General features: G+C 34.6%; 15 protein-coding genes. 8 read left to right on the top strand and 7 right to left on the bottom strand.

Translation table 11 applies throughout. The annotated features are described in order from the left end of the window. The first annotated feature begins 52 nt into the window (after positions 1-52). On the top strand, positions 53-1636 hold the full coding sequence (gene guaA, locus J3U23_RS05260; RefSeq protein WP_065563541.1) for a glutamine-hydrolyzing GMP synthase: 1584 nt from the start codon (positions 53-55) through the stop codon (positions 1634-1636). A gap of 236 nt (positions 1637-1872) precedes the next feature. Here the strand turns inward: guaA and J3U23_RS05255 are convergent, their stop codons facing one another. Next, complete coding sequence (locus J3U23_RS05255; protein WP_267338690.1) at positions 1873-2622, bottom strand: glycosyltransferase family 25 protein; 750 nt, start codon at positions 2620-2622, stop codon at positions 1873-1875. Between the two features lie 202 nt (positions 2623-2824). On the opposite strand from J3U23_RS05255, the gene J3U23_RS05250 reads away from it, so the two are divergent. Together J3U23_RS05250 and J3U23_RS05245 are read left to right on the top strand one after the other, a co-directional pair. Continuing rightward, entirely contained in the window at positions 2825-3295 is a 471-nt protein-coding gene (locus J3U23_RS05250) for a YhcH/YjgK/YiaL family protein (RefSeq protein ID WP_065734038.1), read from the top strand. A gap of 27 nt (positions 3296-3322) precedes the next feature. After that, positions 3323-4261: a sugar kinase gene (locus tag J3U23_RS05245; RefSeq protein ID WP_065563538.1), complete on the top strand. Its 939-nt coding sequence runs from the start codon at positions 3323-3325 to the stop codon at positions 4259-4261. A gap of 82 nt (positions 4262-4343) precedes the next feature. On the opposite strand, the gene J3U23_RS05240 is transcribed toward J3U23_RS05245, so the two are convergent. Then, positions 4344-5081 (bottom strand): cyclase family protein, encoded by a 738-nt coding sequence (locus tag J3U23_RS05240; protein WP_267337607.1) that lies wholly within the window; start codon positions 5079-5081, stop codon positions 4344-4346. Positions 5082-5396: 315 nt separating this feature from the next. Here J3U23_RS05240 and uvrA point away from each other — a divergent pair, with 315 nt between their 5' ends. The 5 genes from uvrA to truC all read left to right on the top strand — a co-directional run bounded on the left by uvrA (position 5397) and on the right by truC (position 11258). Next, a complete protein-coding gene (gene uvrA, locus J3U23_RS05235) occupies positions 5397-8231 on the top strand; it encodes an excinuclease ABC subunit UvrA (protein WP_416380075.1) in 2835 nt (944 codons plus the stop codon). 43 nt (positions 8232-8274) lie between these two features. Next, a complete protein-coding gene (gene plsY / locus J3U23_RS05230; protein ID WP_141673967.1) occupies positions 8275-8874 on the top strand; it encodes a glycerol-3-phosphate 1-O-acyltransferase PlsY in 600 nt (199 codons plus the stop codon). Between the two features lie 156 nt (positions 8875-9030). Beyond that, positions 9031-9636, top strand: coding sequence for a recombination mediator RecR (gene recR, locus J3U23_RS05225; RefSeq protein WP_267337605.1), 606 nt, complete (start codon positions 9031-9033; stop codon positions 9634-9636). A gap of 73 nt (positions 9637-9709) precedes the next feature. Continuing rightward, positions 9710-10531 (top strand): pyridoxal phosphatase, encoded by an 822-nt coding sequence (locus J3U23_RS05220; protein ID WP_065563533.1) that lies wholly within the window; start codon positions 9710-9712, stop codon positions 10529-10531. A gap of 16 nt (positions 10532-10547) precedes the next feature. Next, complete coding sequence (truC, locus tag J3U23_RS05215; protein ID WP_220225989.1) at positions 10548-11258, top strand: tRNA pseudouridine(65) synthase TruC; 711 nt, start codon at positions 10548-10550, stop codon at positions 11256-11258. 220 nt (positions 11259-11478) lie between these two features. Here truC and J3U23_RS05210 read toward each other — a convergent pair whose 3' ends face one another. The 5 genes from J3U23_RS05210 to J3U23_RS05190 are packed head-to-tail and all read right to left on the bottom strand — an operon-like array spanning position 11479 to position 15117. Beyond that, a complete protein-coding gene (locus tag J3U23_RS05210) occupies positions 11479-12537 on the bottom strand; it encodes a tyrosine-protein phosphatase (RefSeq protein WP_267338688.1) in 1059 nt (352 codons plus the stop codon). Positions 12538-12551: 14 nt separating this feature from the next. After that, positions 12552-13367: a PTS system mannose/fructose/sorbose family transporter subunit IID gene (locus J3U23_RS05205; RefSeq protein ID WP_065563530.1), complete on the bottom strand. Its 816-nt coding sequence runs from the start codon at positions 13365-13367 to the stop codon at positions 12552-12554. Next, a complete protein-coding gene (locus tag J3U23_RS05200; RefSeq protein WP_065734045.1) occupies positions 13364-14155 on the bottom strand; it encodes a PTS mannose/fructose/sorbose/N-acetylgalactosamine transporter subunit IIC in 792 nt (263 codons plus the stop codon). The genes J3U23_RS05205 and J3U23_RS05200 overlap by 4 nt, the downstream gene beginning before the upstream one ends. Before the next feature lie 45 nt (positions 14156-14200). Next, positions 14201-14674: a PTS system mannose/fructose/N-acetylgalactosamine-transporter subunit IIB gene (locus J3U23_RS05195; RefSeq protein ID WP_065563528.1), complete on the bottom strand. Its 474-nt coding sequence runs from the start codon at positions 14672-14674 to the stop codon at positions 14201-14203. An 11-nt stretch (positions 14675-14685) separates the two neighbouring features. After that, the gene (locus J3U23_RS05190) at positions 14686-15117 is read right to left on the bottom strand and encodes a PTS sugar transporter subunit IIA (protein WP_065563527.1); all 432 of its coding nucleotides are present in this window, start codon (positions 15115-15117) and stop codon (positions 14686-14688) included. Positions 15118-15239: the final 122 nt, after the last annotated feature.

Genomic DNA, 15239 nt, shown 5'->3' with positions numbered 1-15239 from the left:
GATACAATAGCGCCTTGATTTTGTATTAGTCCATAGTTTAGGAATAAATTTGATGAAAAATGACATCCACCAGCAACGTATTTTAATTCTTGATTTTGGTTCGCAAGTTACCCAATTAATTGCTCGACGAGTTCGTGAAATTGGTGTTTATTGTGAACTTTGGCCATGGGATGTTTCGGAAGAAAAAATCAAACAATTTAACCCTAAAGGTATCATTCTATCTGGTGGTCCTGAAAGTACTACTGACCAAAATAGCCCTCGAGCACCAGAATATGTGTTCAACGCTGGCGTGCCCGTGTTAGGTATCTGCTATGGTATGCAAACTATGGCAATTCAAGTAGGTAAGGGTGGACAAGTTACAGCTTCTAATCAACGAGAGTTTGGTTATGCTAAAGTTGATATTGTTGCAAAATCAAAATTAACAGACGGTATTTTAGATAGCACCAATGATGCTGGTATAGAGCAACTTGATGTATGGATGAGTCATGGTGATAAAGTTACTTCATTACCTGACACATTTACCTTAATTGGGCAAACAGAAACTTGTCCATTCGCCATTATGGCCAACGATGAAAAACAGTTTTATGGCGTACAGTTTCATCCAGAGGTCACGCATACGGTTAAAGGATTAGAGTTATTAACGCGTTTTGTTATTGATATTTGTCAGTGTGAAAAGCTATGGACACCGTCTTCTATTATTACTGATGCAATTGCTCGTATAAAAGAAAAAGTCGGTAAAGATAAAGTATTACTAGGTTTATCAGGTGGTGTTGATTCTTCGGTTACTGCATTATTATTACATCAAGCCATTGGTGACCAGTTAACTTGCGTATTTGTTGATCATGGCTTATTACGTTTAAATGAAGCAAAGCAAGTCATGGATATGTTTGGTGATAAATTTGGGTTAAATATTATCGCAATTAATGCCGAAGATCGCTTTATGGCTGCTCTGAAGGGAGAGGCAGATCCTGAAGCTAAACGTAAAATTATTGGTCGTGAATTTGTCGCTGTTTTTGATGAAGAGGCGGCAAAATTAAAAGATGTCAAATGGCTTGCTCAAGGTACTATCTATCCAGATGTCATTGAATCTGCTGCTGCTGATACAGGTAAAGCCCACGTGATTAAATCACATCATAATGTTGGTGGTTTACCTGAAGATATGAAAATGGGGCTAGTAGAACCATTAAGAGAATTATTCAAAGATGAAGTACGTAAAGTTGGTTTAGAACTCGGTTTACCTTACGATATGCTTTACCGTCATCCATTCCCAGGTCCAGGTTTAGGGGTGCGTGTTCTTGGAGAAGTGAAAAAAGAGTATTGCGATTTACTACGACAAGCCGATGCTATTTTTATCGAAGAACTTTATAAAGCTGATCTATACCACAAAGTCAGCCAAGCATTTACCGTATTCTTACCAGTACGTTCAGTTGGAGTAATGGGAGACGGACGTAAATATGATTGGGTTGTTTCATTACGTGCTGTTGAAACTATCGACTTCATGACCGCTCACTGGGCACATTTACCTTACGAATTCTTAGGGCGAGTATCAAATCGTATTATCAACGAAGTCAATGGAATATCACGAGTTGTATATGATATAAGTGGAAAACCGCCCGCCACTATTGAGTGGGAATAATTGCAAACAATACCATATAATCTTTTTATCTTAAGCCTTGTTTATCAAGGCTTTTTTATATCATTGGTATTTCATAATAATTGTTTTAAGGCTTATGATATAAACTTAAAAACTTGGTATTCATTGGTTGAGCGTATTCGATTAATAAAAATAAATACCTTAATTGTATTAATTAAGAAAAATATCTTTTCATGAATCTTATATAAATCAAAAATAACAGAAAAGTGATGCTTACTTTAATCGATATAATATTTGGTTTTTTCAAAACGATTGATAAAGTGCTTCCAAAACCATAGTGCGATCCGTCTTTGCTTTTTGTCTTTTTTAAATAATTTTTTTCTGTACTCTGAACGTTGTTTGATTTGGTGTATTCGCTCATTATGGATTGATGAGTTTAGTGAACATACATCATTACTTGTTATTAACGCCGGTAAAGTAGCATACAATTTAATATTGGCACATAATTTAAAAACTTTGAACATATCCGCTTCATAACGAATAGGAAATAAGAATTTTATTAGTTTTTTTGCTGCGTCATTAGTAATGATATAACCGTTGGCTCTCACGGCGCGAGTAACTTCAACAATTTCGAAATTATCTAATAGGTATTTTTTATTAATCAGATAATGGAAGTCGGCGGTTAATAAAAAAATGCCTTTTTTGGTATTTTTAGTTTGAAAACTGTTTAAAAAATCAGGAAGATTGTTAGCTATGACTGAGTCATCTTCAATAATCAAAGCATAAGGTAGATTTTCATCAACAATTTTTTTATAGATATTAAAATGGCTAAGTGCACAGCCAATCTCACCTTTAGTTAAAAAATTATTTGGATAATCAAGAACATTATTTTTAATAAATGATTCTGTCAGTTTACTTCCATCGACTGCATTATAAATTTCAAAATCAAGCTTTAATCTTTGACACTCTTGTTGTATATATTGTTTTTTCTGGGGTTGTCTTTCTAAATTTATTACAAATGTTTTCATTTTTTCAGTTTTTTATGATTTTTTTGAAGTATAGCATGTCAATTACAACATAAAAACCTTTGAAAACTTATTGCTAAATGATCTACAAAAATGACTAACTTAAGTATATACTTCTTTTTATATAGGTTTCTTCGCTATTGATAAAAGCGGATAAAGCTAATTTAAGTTATTACCTCATTTGAGAAATTAAGGACCGTTAAGTATGATTTTAGGTAATGTTAATCATTTGGATTTAATTCCTTATTTGCCTACCAAGATTAAACAATCAATTGAATATGTAAAAGACAACGTTAATAGCAATACACCAGCTGGTCGTTATGATATTGACAGCGATAATATGTTTTTTATGGTTTCTGACAATTCATTAAGATATATTCATGAAGCAAACCCTGAGTACCATAAAAAGTATATTGATGTGCAGATTGTTTTAGATGGTCAAGAAGGAATGGCTGTTTCCACTCTACCTCCTCATACACAAGTATTAGAAGATAAAATAGCAGAAAATGATATCGCTTTTATCAAAACACCTAACGAAGAAACTATGTTAGTATTACAGAAAGACGATTTTATTGTATTTTTACCTAATGAAGTACATAAACCGCTTTGTGCTGTCGATAATAAGATTGCAACGGTTCGTAAAGTTGTGGTAAAAATCGCATTAGATTATTTATAAATAGAAGTAAGGATTTTAGGTAGCACTATGACAACAAAAATCGCTGTTATTGGCGAATGTATGATTGAACTTTCAATAAAACAAGATTCAACAACCCGTAGCTTTGGGGGAGATACTCTTAACACGTCGGTTTATTTATCTCGTTTATTAAAAAATAAAGATTTTTCGATTCATTATGTGACTGGTTTAGGAACAGATCCTTTCAGTCAAGAGATGCTTGATAGCTGGCAAAAAGAGCATATTTCAACTGATTTGGTACAAAGAATGTCTGATAAAATGCCAGGACTTTATTCTATTGTGACTGATGAACAGGGTGAGCGTTCTTTCTATTATTGGCGTAATGATGCAGCTGCTAAATTTTGGTTAAAAACAGCTGAAACAGCAAAAATTGCTGAGCAAATTGCTAAATACGATTATGTCTATCTAAGTGGTATCAGTATTGCAATTTTAGATGCGGAAAGTATTATCAAATTATTAGATCTATTAAAACAAGTTAAAGCCAATGGTGGTAAAGTGATTTTTGATAATAACTTTAGACCACGTTTATGGAGTAGCTTGGATTTAGCTCGAAGTGTCTATTCTGATATTTTATCATTTACTGATATTGCGTTTTTAACTTTAGATGATGAAGACTTATTATGGGGCAAGTTACCGTACGAACAAGTAATTGAACGAACTAAAAAGTTTGGTGTTTCTGAAGTGGTCATTAAACGTGGTAGCGATAGTTGTATTATTGATTCTGTGGAAGGGCGTTTTGACGTTCCAGCAAATAAAATCGCTAAAGAAGATGTTATTGATACCACGGCAGCTGGGGATTCATTTAGTGCGGGTTATTTAGCTGCACGTTTAAGTGGCAAAAATCCATCACAATCAGCAAGCCAAGGTCACCTTGTTGCCGGTACAGTGATTCAGTATCGAGGTGCTATTATTCCTTTGGATGCTACGCCAAAACTAATTGAAGGTTAGTAAATAAAACGGTCAGTAATGACCGTTTTTTATATCAGAATAGTTTGGCTCTAAAAATTTTATCGGTTTTAGGCAAAATAGATTACGGTAGTATTGCAAAAGAGCGTACTGGAAAACCCGAAGCGTTATTTGGTTTGGCTACAATGTTAAAGATAACCGCGCCTTTGGTTGGCAATTGATCTAAATTTGTCATTAATTCTACTTGATAAGTATCTTGCTCTAAAACATAGTATTCGCCTTTTAGCGCATTATTTTCTCGAAATGCTTTCGCTGAATCGGTATCAAAAGTTTCGTGGCCAATAGCTTTAATCTTTCGCTCTTCAAATAAAAATTTTAATGCATCAAGTCCCCAGCCTGGGATTTGATTGTTTCCATCCTCATCTTTATTTTCCATTGCAGATTGTGATGGCCATTTCTTACTCCAGTCTGTTCTCAGTGCAACAAAACTACCCGCTTCAATTAGCCCATGTTGCTTTTCAAAAGCTAAAACGTCATCTTTAGAAAAAGAAAAATTGGGATCTTGCTTTGCACGTATAGATTGGTCAATTACGATTAGAGGTAATACTAATTCCTGTAATTCAAGTTCATGCAAATATCGAGTATTAGGAACAAAATGAATTGGCGCATCTAAATGAGTACCATATTGACCAGCAAAACTAAAGTTTTGCGCTAAAAAGCCATCACTGTGGTCAAATAGTGTTTTTATTTCAGCCGGTTTAAACATAAAAAAATGGGGCGAATTGTGATCAAATGCATGAGTCAAATCTATCCATTTTTTCGATTTTAATAAATTTAATGCTTGTAAAACGTCGTTATTCAAAATTATTCCTTATATCAAAAAAGTGTATCAATGATTTATTGTAAGATGATTAAATTCAAGAAACCAATAATTTAGAGTTATAGAAATATAACTTTTAGTTCTAATCTATTTTGAAAAAAAGTTGAGGAACGGGGTTTTTGAGGGGTAAAAATGCTTAATTTGTGCTATTTAATTGACAATTTTGGCTTATATTATTGAATTTCTACTAATAGACCCTATTGAGCTATATAGTTGTATATTTAATCACTTGATACTGGTATAATATACAGTTAATTTTATTTATCTAAAAACACACATAAGAAGAGATCTATGTCAATTAAAGATATCGATATTCGTGGTGCAAGAACACACAATTTAAAAAATATAAATGTAGTTATACCAAGAGATAAATTGGTTGTTATCACCGGTCTTTCCGGCTCTGGTAAATCATCATTAGCATTTGATACCTTATATGCTGAAGGCCAAAGGCGATATGTTGAGTCATTATCAGCTTATGCTCGTCAATTTTTATCACTAATGGAAAAGCCTGACGTCGATCATATTGAAGGATTATCTCCTGCCATTTCGATTGAGCAAAAATCAACATCGCATAATCCTCGCTCAACAGTGGGAACAATCACTGAGATTTATGACTATTTGCGACTTTTATTTGCTCGAATCGGTGAGCCACGCTGTCCAAATCATAATTTACCCTTAGCTGCGCAAACTGTGTCGCAAATGGTTGATAGTATTATGGCTCTGCCATCTGAAAACCGCTATATGTTGCTTGCGCCGGTTGTTACTGAGCGTAAAGGTGAGTTCGTTAAATTATTTGAACAACTTGCAGCAAGTGGTTATATTCGAGTTCGAGTTGATGGTGATGTTTATGACCTTTCAGATCCACCAATACTTGAGCTTCAGAAAAAACACACAATTGAAGTCGTTGTTGACCGTTTCCGAATTCGGGATGATTTGAAATTACGTTTAGCCGAATCAATCGAAACAGTGCTTTCCATAACTAATGGTATTGTCAAAGTCGCGAATTTAGATGATCCGAAAGCAGAAGAGCATCTATTTTCTGCCAATTTTGCTTGTCCTATATGTGGTTATAGCATTCCAGAACTTGAGCCGCGATTATTCTCATTCAATAATCCTGCTGGTGCATGTCCGGAATGTGACGGTTTAGGTGTACAACAATATTTTGATCCAAAGCGTATTGTTCAGATGCCTGAAGTTTCTTTAGCTGCCGGAGCGATCAAAGGATGGGATAGACGTAATTTCTACTATTTTCAAATGTTAAAATCGCTAGCAAACCATTATAAATTTGATATCGATAAGCCATATGAAAAATTATCTGACAAAGTAAAAGATATTCTATTAAATGGTTCTGGTGATGAAGAAATACAGTTCGTTTATACCAATGATCGTGGTGATGTCGTTAAACGTAATCACCCTTTTGAAGGGATCATCAATAACCTTAGTCGTCGTTATAAAGAAACTGATTCACAAACTATACGTGAAGAGTTAGCTAAATATATCAGTAATCGTCCTTGCCCGTGTTGTGGCGGTTCACGATTATGTAGAACTGCGCGTCATGTGTTTATTAATGATACTAATTTACCAACAATTAGTGATTTAAGCACACAACAAGCCAAAGATTTTTTTGATAAGCTTAATTTAACTGGACAACGAGCGCAGATAGCCGAAAAGATTTTAAAAGAAATTAATGATCGTCTGCAATTTTTAATTAATGTTGGTTTGAATTATTTAACCCTGTCACGTTCGGCTGAAACCTTATCCGGTGGGGAAGCACAACGAATTCGACTTGCTAGTCAGATTGGTGCGGGGCTTGTTGGTGTTATGTATGTTCTCGATGAACCATCAATTGGTTTGCACCAGCGTGATAATAGTCGCTTGATTGATACATTAACTCACTTACGCGATTTAGGTAATACCGTCATTGTTGTTGAACATGATGAAGAAGCGATAATGGCCGCTGATTATGTGATTGATATTGGACCAGGCGCTGGTGTCCATGGTGGTGAAGTTGTTGCTCAAGGTACGCCAAAACAGATTATGGCAAATAAGAACTCTTTGACAGGTAAATATCTTTCTGGAAAAGAGAAAATTGAGATCCCAGCTAAACGTCATAAAGTTGATAAGAAAAAGATGTTATCATTGATTGGCGCGACAGGAAATAATCTTAAGGATGTCACATTAAACATTCCTGTAGGGCTATTTACTTGTATTACTGGCGTCTCTGGATCAGGTAAATCAACATTAATTAATGACACCTTATATCCATTAGCTCAAAACGAATTAAATGGCGCTGAAAAAACCGAAATTGCACCATTCAAATCAATTAAAGGATTAAACTTTTTTGATAAAGTTATTGCGATAGATCAGAGCCCGATTGGACGGACACCACGATCTAATCCAGCAACTTATACTGGCTTTTTTACATCAATTCGTGAGCTTTATGCAGGGGTACCAGAAGCCAGGGCAAGAGGCTATAATCCTGGACGTTTTAGCTTTAATGTTAAAGGTGGACGTTGTGAAGCTTGCCAAGGTGATGGTTTAATTAAAGTTGAAATGCATTTTTTACCTGATATCTATGTACCTTGTGATCAGTGTCATGGCGCACGATATAATCGAGAAACATTAGAAATCAAATACAAAGGTAAGTCGATTAATGAAATCCTCAACATGACTGTTGAAGAAGGTCGAGAATTTTTTGACGCGGTACCGATGATTTCACGCAAATTACAGACTTTAATTGATGTTGGTCTTGCTTATATTACCATTGGTCAATCAGCAACAACATTATCTGGAGGTGAAGCGCAACGAGTAAAACTTGCAAAAGAGTTATCTAAGCGAGATACTGGTAGCACACTTTATATCCTAGATGAACCAACTACGGGCTTACATTTTGCGGATGTAAAACAATTGCTTGCTCAACTACACTCATTGAGAGATAAAGGCAATACTATTGTAGTTATCGAACATAATTTAGATGTTGTCAAAACTGCCGATTGGATTGTCGATTTAGGTCCAGAAGGAGGTAGTGGCGGTGGAGAAATCATCGCCGAAGGAACACCAGAAGACGTTGCTAAATCGAAAAAATCTTATACTGGTAAATACTTAAAACCATTACTGGAAAAGCAAAAGTAGTAAGTATTGTTATATAAATAAAGTTAACCATAGGAGAAGGGTTTTGTCATTACAGATTATACTAATGATCATTATTGCTTATCTCTGTGGTTCACTTTCAGGTGCTATGATAATTTGCCATTTGATGAAGTTACATAACCCTTCTTTATATGGTTCTCATAACCCCGGTGCGACAAATGTATTAAGGATTAATGGGCGATTACCTGCTGTTTTTGTATTAATCTTTGATATGTTAAAAGGTGCTATTCCGGTCTATATTGCTTATCGACTAGGAATATCACCTTTCTTTTTAGGTATTATTGGTATTTCGGCTTGTCTTGGACACATTTTTCCATGCTTTTTTCATTTTCGTGGTGGAAAAGGTGTTGCAACTGCGTTAGGAATGATGGCGCCGATTGGACTTGATTTTACAGGTTGCTTTTTGTTGACTTGGTTTTTTACATTAATTACAACGGGTTATTCTTCTGTCGCGGCAATAGTCGGTTTTCTTTTTGCACCTTTATATGTTTGGTTATTTAAACCAGAATTGACATTACCTGTTACAATGCTTTCATGCTTAATCATTATTCGCCATAGTAGCAACATAATGCGCCTATTAAAAGGCGAAGAGCCCAAAAGCTTTTATCGTCGCAGTAAAAAATAATCTAAAACACAACTAAGCTTAATTTTCAGTCACTAATCGTTATTAGTGATATATGAAAGATTAATTATTTTTAAATTATAGTAATAGAATATTTTTTGTTTTACAGACAATTCAAACAAGGTATTATTATTCATCTTTTAATTATGTGGTTAATTCATGCAAATCAGTCCGTTATTAGAATCACTTATTAGCGCACTTCGCTGCTTACCTGGGGTTGGTCCAAAATCAGCACAACGAATGGCTTATCATCTATTACAACGTAATCGCCAAGCAGGTCTCCATTTGGCTCAAGAGTTAAATGAGGCAATGAATAATATTGGTCATTGCAAACAATGTCGTACCTTTACTGAACAAGAGATCTGCAATATTTGCGCGAATGTCCGTCGGCAAAGTAGCGATCAACTCTGTGTGGTTGAATCGCCTGCAGATATTTTTGCTATTGAACAAACAGGGCAGTATAGTGGTCGTTATTTCGTTTTACTGGGGCATCTGTCACCACTTGATGGTATTGGCCCGAATGATATTGGTCTCGACCTTTTAAAAAGTAGGTTAAGTTCAGAATCAATTAGTGAAGTTATTTTAGCTACCAATCCCACGGTTGAAGGTGATGCTACCGCCAATTATATCGCCCAGATGTGTAATGAATTTAATATCGTTGCGACTCGCATTGCGCACGGTGTACCAGTGGGTGGAGAGCTTGAAATGGTTGATGGTACGACATTGTCACATTCCTTTGTTGGGCGACAAAAGATAGATTTTTAGCTTTTGATAATTTACCAACAATCAGATTATTAGCTATTAATGGGTATTAAGAAGAAAGAGGAAGAGAAATCTTATGAAATATAAAGCAGTCGCATTTGATATGGACGGTACGTTACTTGGTAGTAATCGTTTAATCCTTCCTGAAACAGTAGATATGATACAAAGAATTAGTGATAAAGGAATTAAAGTTATTTTGGTATCAGGTCGTCATCATACCGTGATTCACCCTTATTACTACCAACTAAAATTATCTACACCTGCGATTTGCTGTAATGGAACCTATTTATACGATTTCGAAAAGCAGCAAAACTTTGCTGCAAAACCAATGACTAAACAACAAGCAAAGACATTGTTAAATTTAGTTAACCAATATGGCATTCATACTATGATTTATACTGATCAGTTTATGAATTATGAAGTTCTTGATGATCATTTAGAAGGTTTCTTTCAATGGGTGAAGTCTTTACCTGAATTTCTACAACCAGAAGTTAAAAAAGTTGATGACTTCGAGAAACTGATTGATCAAGCAAATTTGATTTTCAAATTTGCGACTAGTAGTCATGATATTTCAGCATTAAAACAATTTTCAAATGCGGTTGATGCGCTTGGTGAGTTTTCTTGTGAATGGTCATGGTCAAATCGTGCTGATGTGGCGGTAAAAGGGAATACTAAAGGAAACGGATTAAAGCATTGGGCTGAACATGAAAATATCAAATTAAGTGAAATTGTAGCTTTTGGTGATAGTTACAATGATATCAGTATGTTATCCATAGCAGGATTAGGCATAGCAATGGGTAATGCGGATAAAGAAGTCAAAGAAAAAGCCAATTATTCAATTGGCGATAATAACAGCCCAAGTATTGCCGCTGAACTTGAAAAAATATTTTTAAATTAGAAATATTAATTTTAAGATGGTTTTTGAAATTCTTTATCAAGATAATGATTTAATCGCAATCAACAAGCCAGAAGGGTGGTTAGTACACCGAAGCTGGCTTGATAAAAATGAAACTGTCGTTGTCATGCAAACGTTGCGCGATCAAATCGGACAGCATGTTTATCCCATCCATCGTCTTGATCGACCAACATCAGGTGTATTAATTTTTGCTTTATCTAGTGAGATTGCAAGATTGTTGTCTGAACAATTTGCATCCAAGCAAATTGAAAAAGTTTATCATGCTATTGTACGTGGTTATGTTGATGATGAAGCAATCATTGATTATCCCTTAGTTGAAGAGTTGGATAAAATCGCTGATAAGTTTACTCGTAAAGATAAGCCGGCCCAAGATGCTATAACTTTTTATAAAGGTTTGAGTAAAATAGAGTTGCCTATTGAAGTGGGTAAATATAAAACAGCTAGATATAGCTTTGTTGAATTAAAACCACAAACAGGAAGAAAGCACCAATTACGCCGTCATCTTAAACATATTTTTCACCCTATCATAGGTGATAGTAAACATGGTGATCTTCATCAAAATCGAGCTTTTAGTCAATATTTTGATATTAAGCGCCTGATGTTACATGCTAGTACTGTTAAAATGATTCATCCCATTACATCTACCCCTATCACTATTCATGCAAAATTAAGTGATGATTGGTTAACGATATTACAAAATTTTAAATAAGTTTATTTGGGTTAAATGTCTTCTAACAATATTAGTTTTTGTCATTTAGCATGATAAACATAACATGGCATTATTAATGATGGGCTATATTCTTTATCTCAATTAAATACTTTAAAACAAAATATTTCTGCTTCATATTTCTACAATTTATTTCAACTAGTGATTTTAATTAAAAAAAGCGTAATTTTACAATTACGCTTTTAAATTATTAACAGAATGATTAATCTTCGAGATAAATAGATGCCATTTTTTCGAAATCTTCATCGGTAAAACCAAGTTCTTGCTTAATGTAATTGCTAGGTGAGCCTGCAATTTTTCTCATAGTATCGAAAACCTCATTAATAAAGATTTCTCGGGTATCAATTAAACTTAGTAGATAACCCAAAACGTCTTCATTATCAGTGATCTCTCGATAAGCAGCCATTTTTATTTTATTGCGTTCCAATCGATTATCATGTGTTAGCATATAATCATATATAATATCTGATTCAGATACGCCTAACATAACTTGAATTAACAATACACCATAACCCGTCCGATCTTTACCGCCGCGACAGTGTTGAAGGCTAGGGCTGTTATTTGAATCTAAAATTACTCTTAACATTTCTCGATAGGCTTTTTTAGATTTTTCACTTAGTACAAAGTTACGATATTGCTCAAGTACTTGTATACCGTCACCATTAACCAACTCCTTTGGAATATCACGAAGAACACTTTCAATTAATGCCCGATCTTCATTGCTTGGATCAGCTGCAAATTGTGCAGCTAATTCTGCTGTTTGAGCAGAGGCATCCAAATTAAAAGTTTGTCTTTCACCAATTGAACAATTCGGGCTTGTTTTAACCTCATTTTCACAACGATAATCAATGATTGTTTTTATATTCAATGCTTTTATATATTGTTGTGCATCAGGTTTTAGGCCGTGAAGATGATTAGAACGATACAACATTCCCCATTTTATACGTTTTCCTTTTGCACCGACATAACCACCAAAATCACGGAAATTATTTAGTCCATTGATTGGTAATGTTCGTTCTCCAAATAAAAATGGTTTTTGGTCATTTATTTGTAATATGAGATAGATTCGGCTTTTAGCATTTAATGGATCATCAAATATTACTGGGGATTTTAATGCTTTTCCAATTAGCGTTTTATTATTAGTATTTACATCAGCTTCGGTTGTCCAATATAAATCTGCAGGCTTATCACTATTAAAAGTAACTTCTAATTTTCCTTGCTTATTCCTAATTACTGATATTTCATTATTTTTTTCTAACATAACTTTCTTCCTACCTAGTGTAATATGCCGACTGATGAAAGAACGACTCCAATTACCATTACAGCAATAATGAGCGATACTGTATATTTACCTTGAAATTTCCTAACTAAGAAAAATACAGCTAAGGTAAAAAGAAGCGTTAATAAATTTGGCATTACCTTATCAAACATTTCTTGAACTTTTATTGATTGCTCACCAACTTCAATTAAATAAGGTGTTGATACTTTTACTGTTGAGGCTATTAACGATCCTAGCACCATTACGCCAACGACATTAGCAACGTTACTAATTCGCTGAATAATATTTGAATTTTTAGATTGCTCTATAAGATCAATTCCTTTGTTATATCCATAATGAACAAAGAAATATTTTGTAAAAATGTTGACTAAATTATAGATGAAAAACATTAATATGGGTCCAATGATATTACCTTGTAACGCAAAAGCTGCGCCAATACTTCCACATATCGGCATCCAAGTAAATTTCAGTAGACTATCACCCAAACCTGCAAACGGGCCCATTAATCCAGCTTTTAACGAAATGACCGCATCTTTTTCTTCTTCCGTTGTTTTCTCTTCGACAGCAGCTGTAACGCCAAGAACTAATGCTCCGGCATTAACTTGCGTATTGAAAAACTCAAAATGGCGTTGCATTGCTCTAACGCGAGTTTCTTTATCGGCGTCCTTATAAAGACGGTCTAGAATTGGAATCATACAGTGAGCAAATCCAATCGTTTGTAATTTTTCATAGTTGAATGAAAAAGGGATTGTTTGTATTTTCCAAAAGACACTATTAAGATCTTTTTTAGTAATTTTCTTTTCATTGTTCATAGGTCATATTCCTCTTCAATACTGTCATTTTGCATAGGTTTTTCTTGATTACTTTGATTATTGTTTTTGCCCGCGGTGAATGCCATGTCATATAAGACAGCAAAGGCAAGTGCAACGAAGGTAACAGGTATGATTGGTAGTTTTAGGTAACTAGTTAAAACAAATCCGAGTAAAAAGAAGAACCACATTGAGCCTTTTAATAACATCAACAATAGAATACAAATACCTACTGCTGGGATTAATTTTGAAGCGACACCCATACCATCAATTATATTCTTTGGAATAGCGTCTAAAATTGTTTTAATCAGATCACTGCCAAAATAAATTGCTAAAAAGCATGGAACAGCTCTAATTAAAAACCATATAGGTGTTGAAAAATAATGTACTTTAACTAGTCCTTTATAATCTCCATTTTGTATGCTTTTTTCTGCCCATGGATTTAGGAAACAAGCAAATGATCGCCATAGAATAAGTAATTGTTGGCAAAGTATTGAAACGGGTAGGGCTAATGCAACTCCAGTGGCAACGCCACCGCCAGTTGAAATACCTAATGAAACGCCAATAATTGCACCAGCAACAATATCTGGCGCTGAGTAAGCTCCAACATTTCCAACGCCCATCCACATAAGTTCAAGTGTTGCACCAATGGCTAATCCTTGAACCATATCACCCATGATGATGCCTGCTACAGTACCGGTTAATAAAGGCCGACGTAACATTTGTGGCCCGACATCATCGAGTGAACAAATTCCCGCCCAAATGGCGACAAGAATAGCTTGTGTTAACATGTGTTAACCTCCAAATTATAGAAATAAATGTTTTAATAAATAGTGTTAGCTGAGTAGGGTTTTTAGATCGACAATGGGATCTTTAGGCACCATCTGAATTTCAACTTCAACATTTTTTGCAATGAGATTTCTAAACGCTTGTTCTTCTTCTGGTGTGACAGACACCGCTCTTGATAATTGATGACGACCATCTTGCATTCTCATTCCACCTACATTGAGTTTTTCCAGTGATAATCCACCGTCCACTAATGCGTCAACGTCAATACTATTGGTGAACAGTAACATTGTTCTTTTTTTGATAGGTGTCTTTTTTAAGATTTCGATAAATTGCTGTACTCCAAAGATCAAAACCTTTAATCCTGGCGGTGCAGACATGGTTAATACTGATTGTTGAACTTTGTCATCAGCAACTTTATCGTTGATGACTAATACTTGCTCGATATCATAGTTTTTCACCCAAGTAGTAATAACTTGTCCATGAATTAATCGGTCATCGATTCGTGCTACATTAATTGGCATTGGTGTTCTCCTTACAATTCATTAACTTCTTCATTTTTAATATTTAGCAGTTGTCTAACGTCTTTACAGCTTTGAGGAAATGCTTCTTCAATAGCTTGTTTGGCATCGTTCAATGTTCCTTCTCGATTGTTTAAAACTTCAAGTAGTACGGGAATATTAAAACCACAAAATAGTAAAACATCGTCATGGGATATCAGTAATTCGCTAGCAAGATTGCAGGGAGTTCCTCCCATAATATCAACCAAAATAATTACTCCATTGCCTTGATTAAGTTTTTTATAACTACTTTGCATTTCTTGTCGTAAGTTATTGATATTGCTATCAACTAAAACTGAAATAATGTGGATACTTTCTTGCTCGCCCATAAGCATCTGTGCACATTCAAGTGCACCCTGAGCAAAAGGGCCATGACTTGCTAAAATGATAGGTAAAGGATTAGACATAAAAATTTCCTTATTTGTAACTTTATTACTAAATATGTAAGTATGTTTAGTAATAAAGTTACATCTACATTTAAAAATAGTCATCCATTTTTTAAGAAATTTTTATAATTTTGTGAACAAGA

Origin of the sequence: Gilliamella sp. B3367 (assembly GCF_026536825.1) — a bacterium.
Taxonomy (GTDB): domain Bacteria; phylum Pseudomonadota; class Gammaproteobacteria; order Enterobacterales; family Orbaceae; genus Gilliamella; species Gilliamella apicola_E.
Note: the sequence above shows the minus strand (reverse complement) of the source record. Positions and strands in the feature narration are given on the sequence as shown.

Bases quoted from the DNA above. Each gene is read 5' to 3' on its own strand.
- guaA (WP_065563541.1), top strand. From the start codon at position 53: ATGAAAAATGACATCCACCAGCAACGTATTTTAATTCTTGATTTTGGT.
- J3U23_RS05255 (WP_267338690.1), bottom strand. From the start codon at position 2,622: ATGAAAACATTTGTAATAAATTTAGAAAGACAACCCCAGAAAAAACAA.
- J3U23_RS05250 (WP_065734038.1), top strand. From the start codon at position 2,825: ATGATTTTAGGTAATGTTAATCATTTGGATTTAATTCCTTATTTGCCT.
- J3U23_RS05245 (WP_065563538.1), top strand. From the start codon at position 3,323: ATGACAACAAAAATCGCTGTTATTGGCGAATGTATGATTGAACTTTCA.
- recR (WP_267337605.1), top strand. From the start codon at position 9,031: ATGCAAATCAGTCCGTTATTAGAATCACTTATTAGCGCACTTCGCTGC.
- J3U23_RS05220 (WP_065563533.1), top strand. From the start codon at position 9,710: ATGAAATATAAAGCAGTCGCATTTGATATGGACGGTACGTTACTTGGT.
- truC (WP_220225989.1), top strand. From the start codon at position 10,548: ATGGTTTTTGAAATTCTTTATCAAGATAATGATTTAATCGCAATCAAC.
- J3U23_RS05210 (WP_267338688.1), bottom strand. From the start codon at position 12,537: ATGTTAGAAAAAAATAATGAAATATCAGTAATTAGGAATAAGCAAGGA.
- J3U23_RS05205 (WP_065563530.1), bottom strand. From the start codon at position 13,367: ATGAACAATGAAAAGAAAATTACTAAAAAAGATCTTAATAGTGTCTTT.
- J3U23_RS05200 (WP_065734045.1), bottom strand. From the start codon at position 14,155: ATGTTAACACAAGCTATTCTTGTCGCCATTTGGGCGGGAATTTGTTCA.
- J3U23_RS05195 (WP_065563528.1), bottom strand. From the start codon at position 14,674: ATGCCAATTAATGTAGCACGAATCGATGACCGATTAATTCATGGACAA.
- J3U23_RS05190 (WP_065563527.1), bottom strand. From the start codon at position 15,117: ATGTCTAATCCTTTACCTATCATTTTAGCAAGTCATGGCCCTTTTGCT.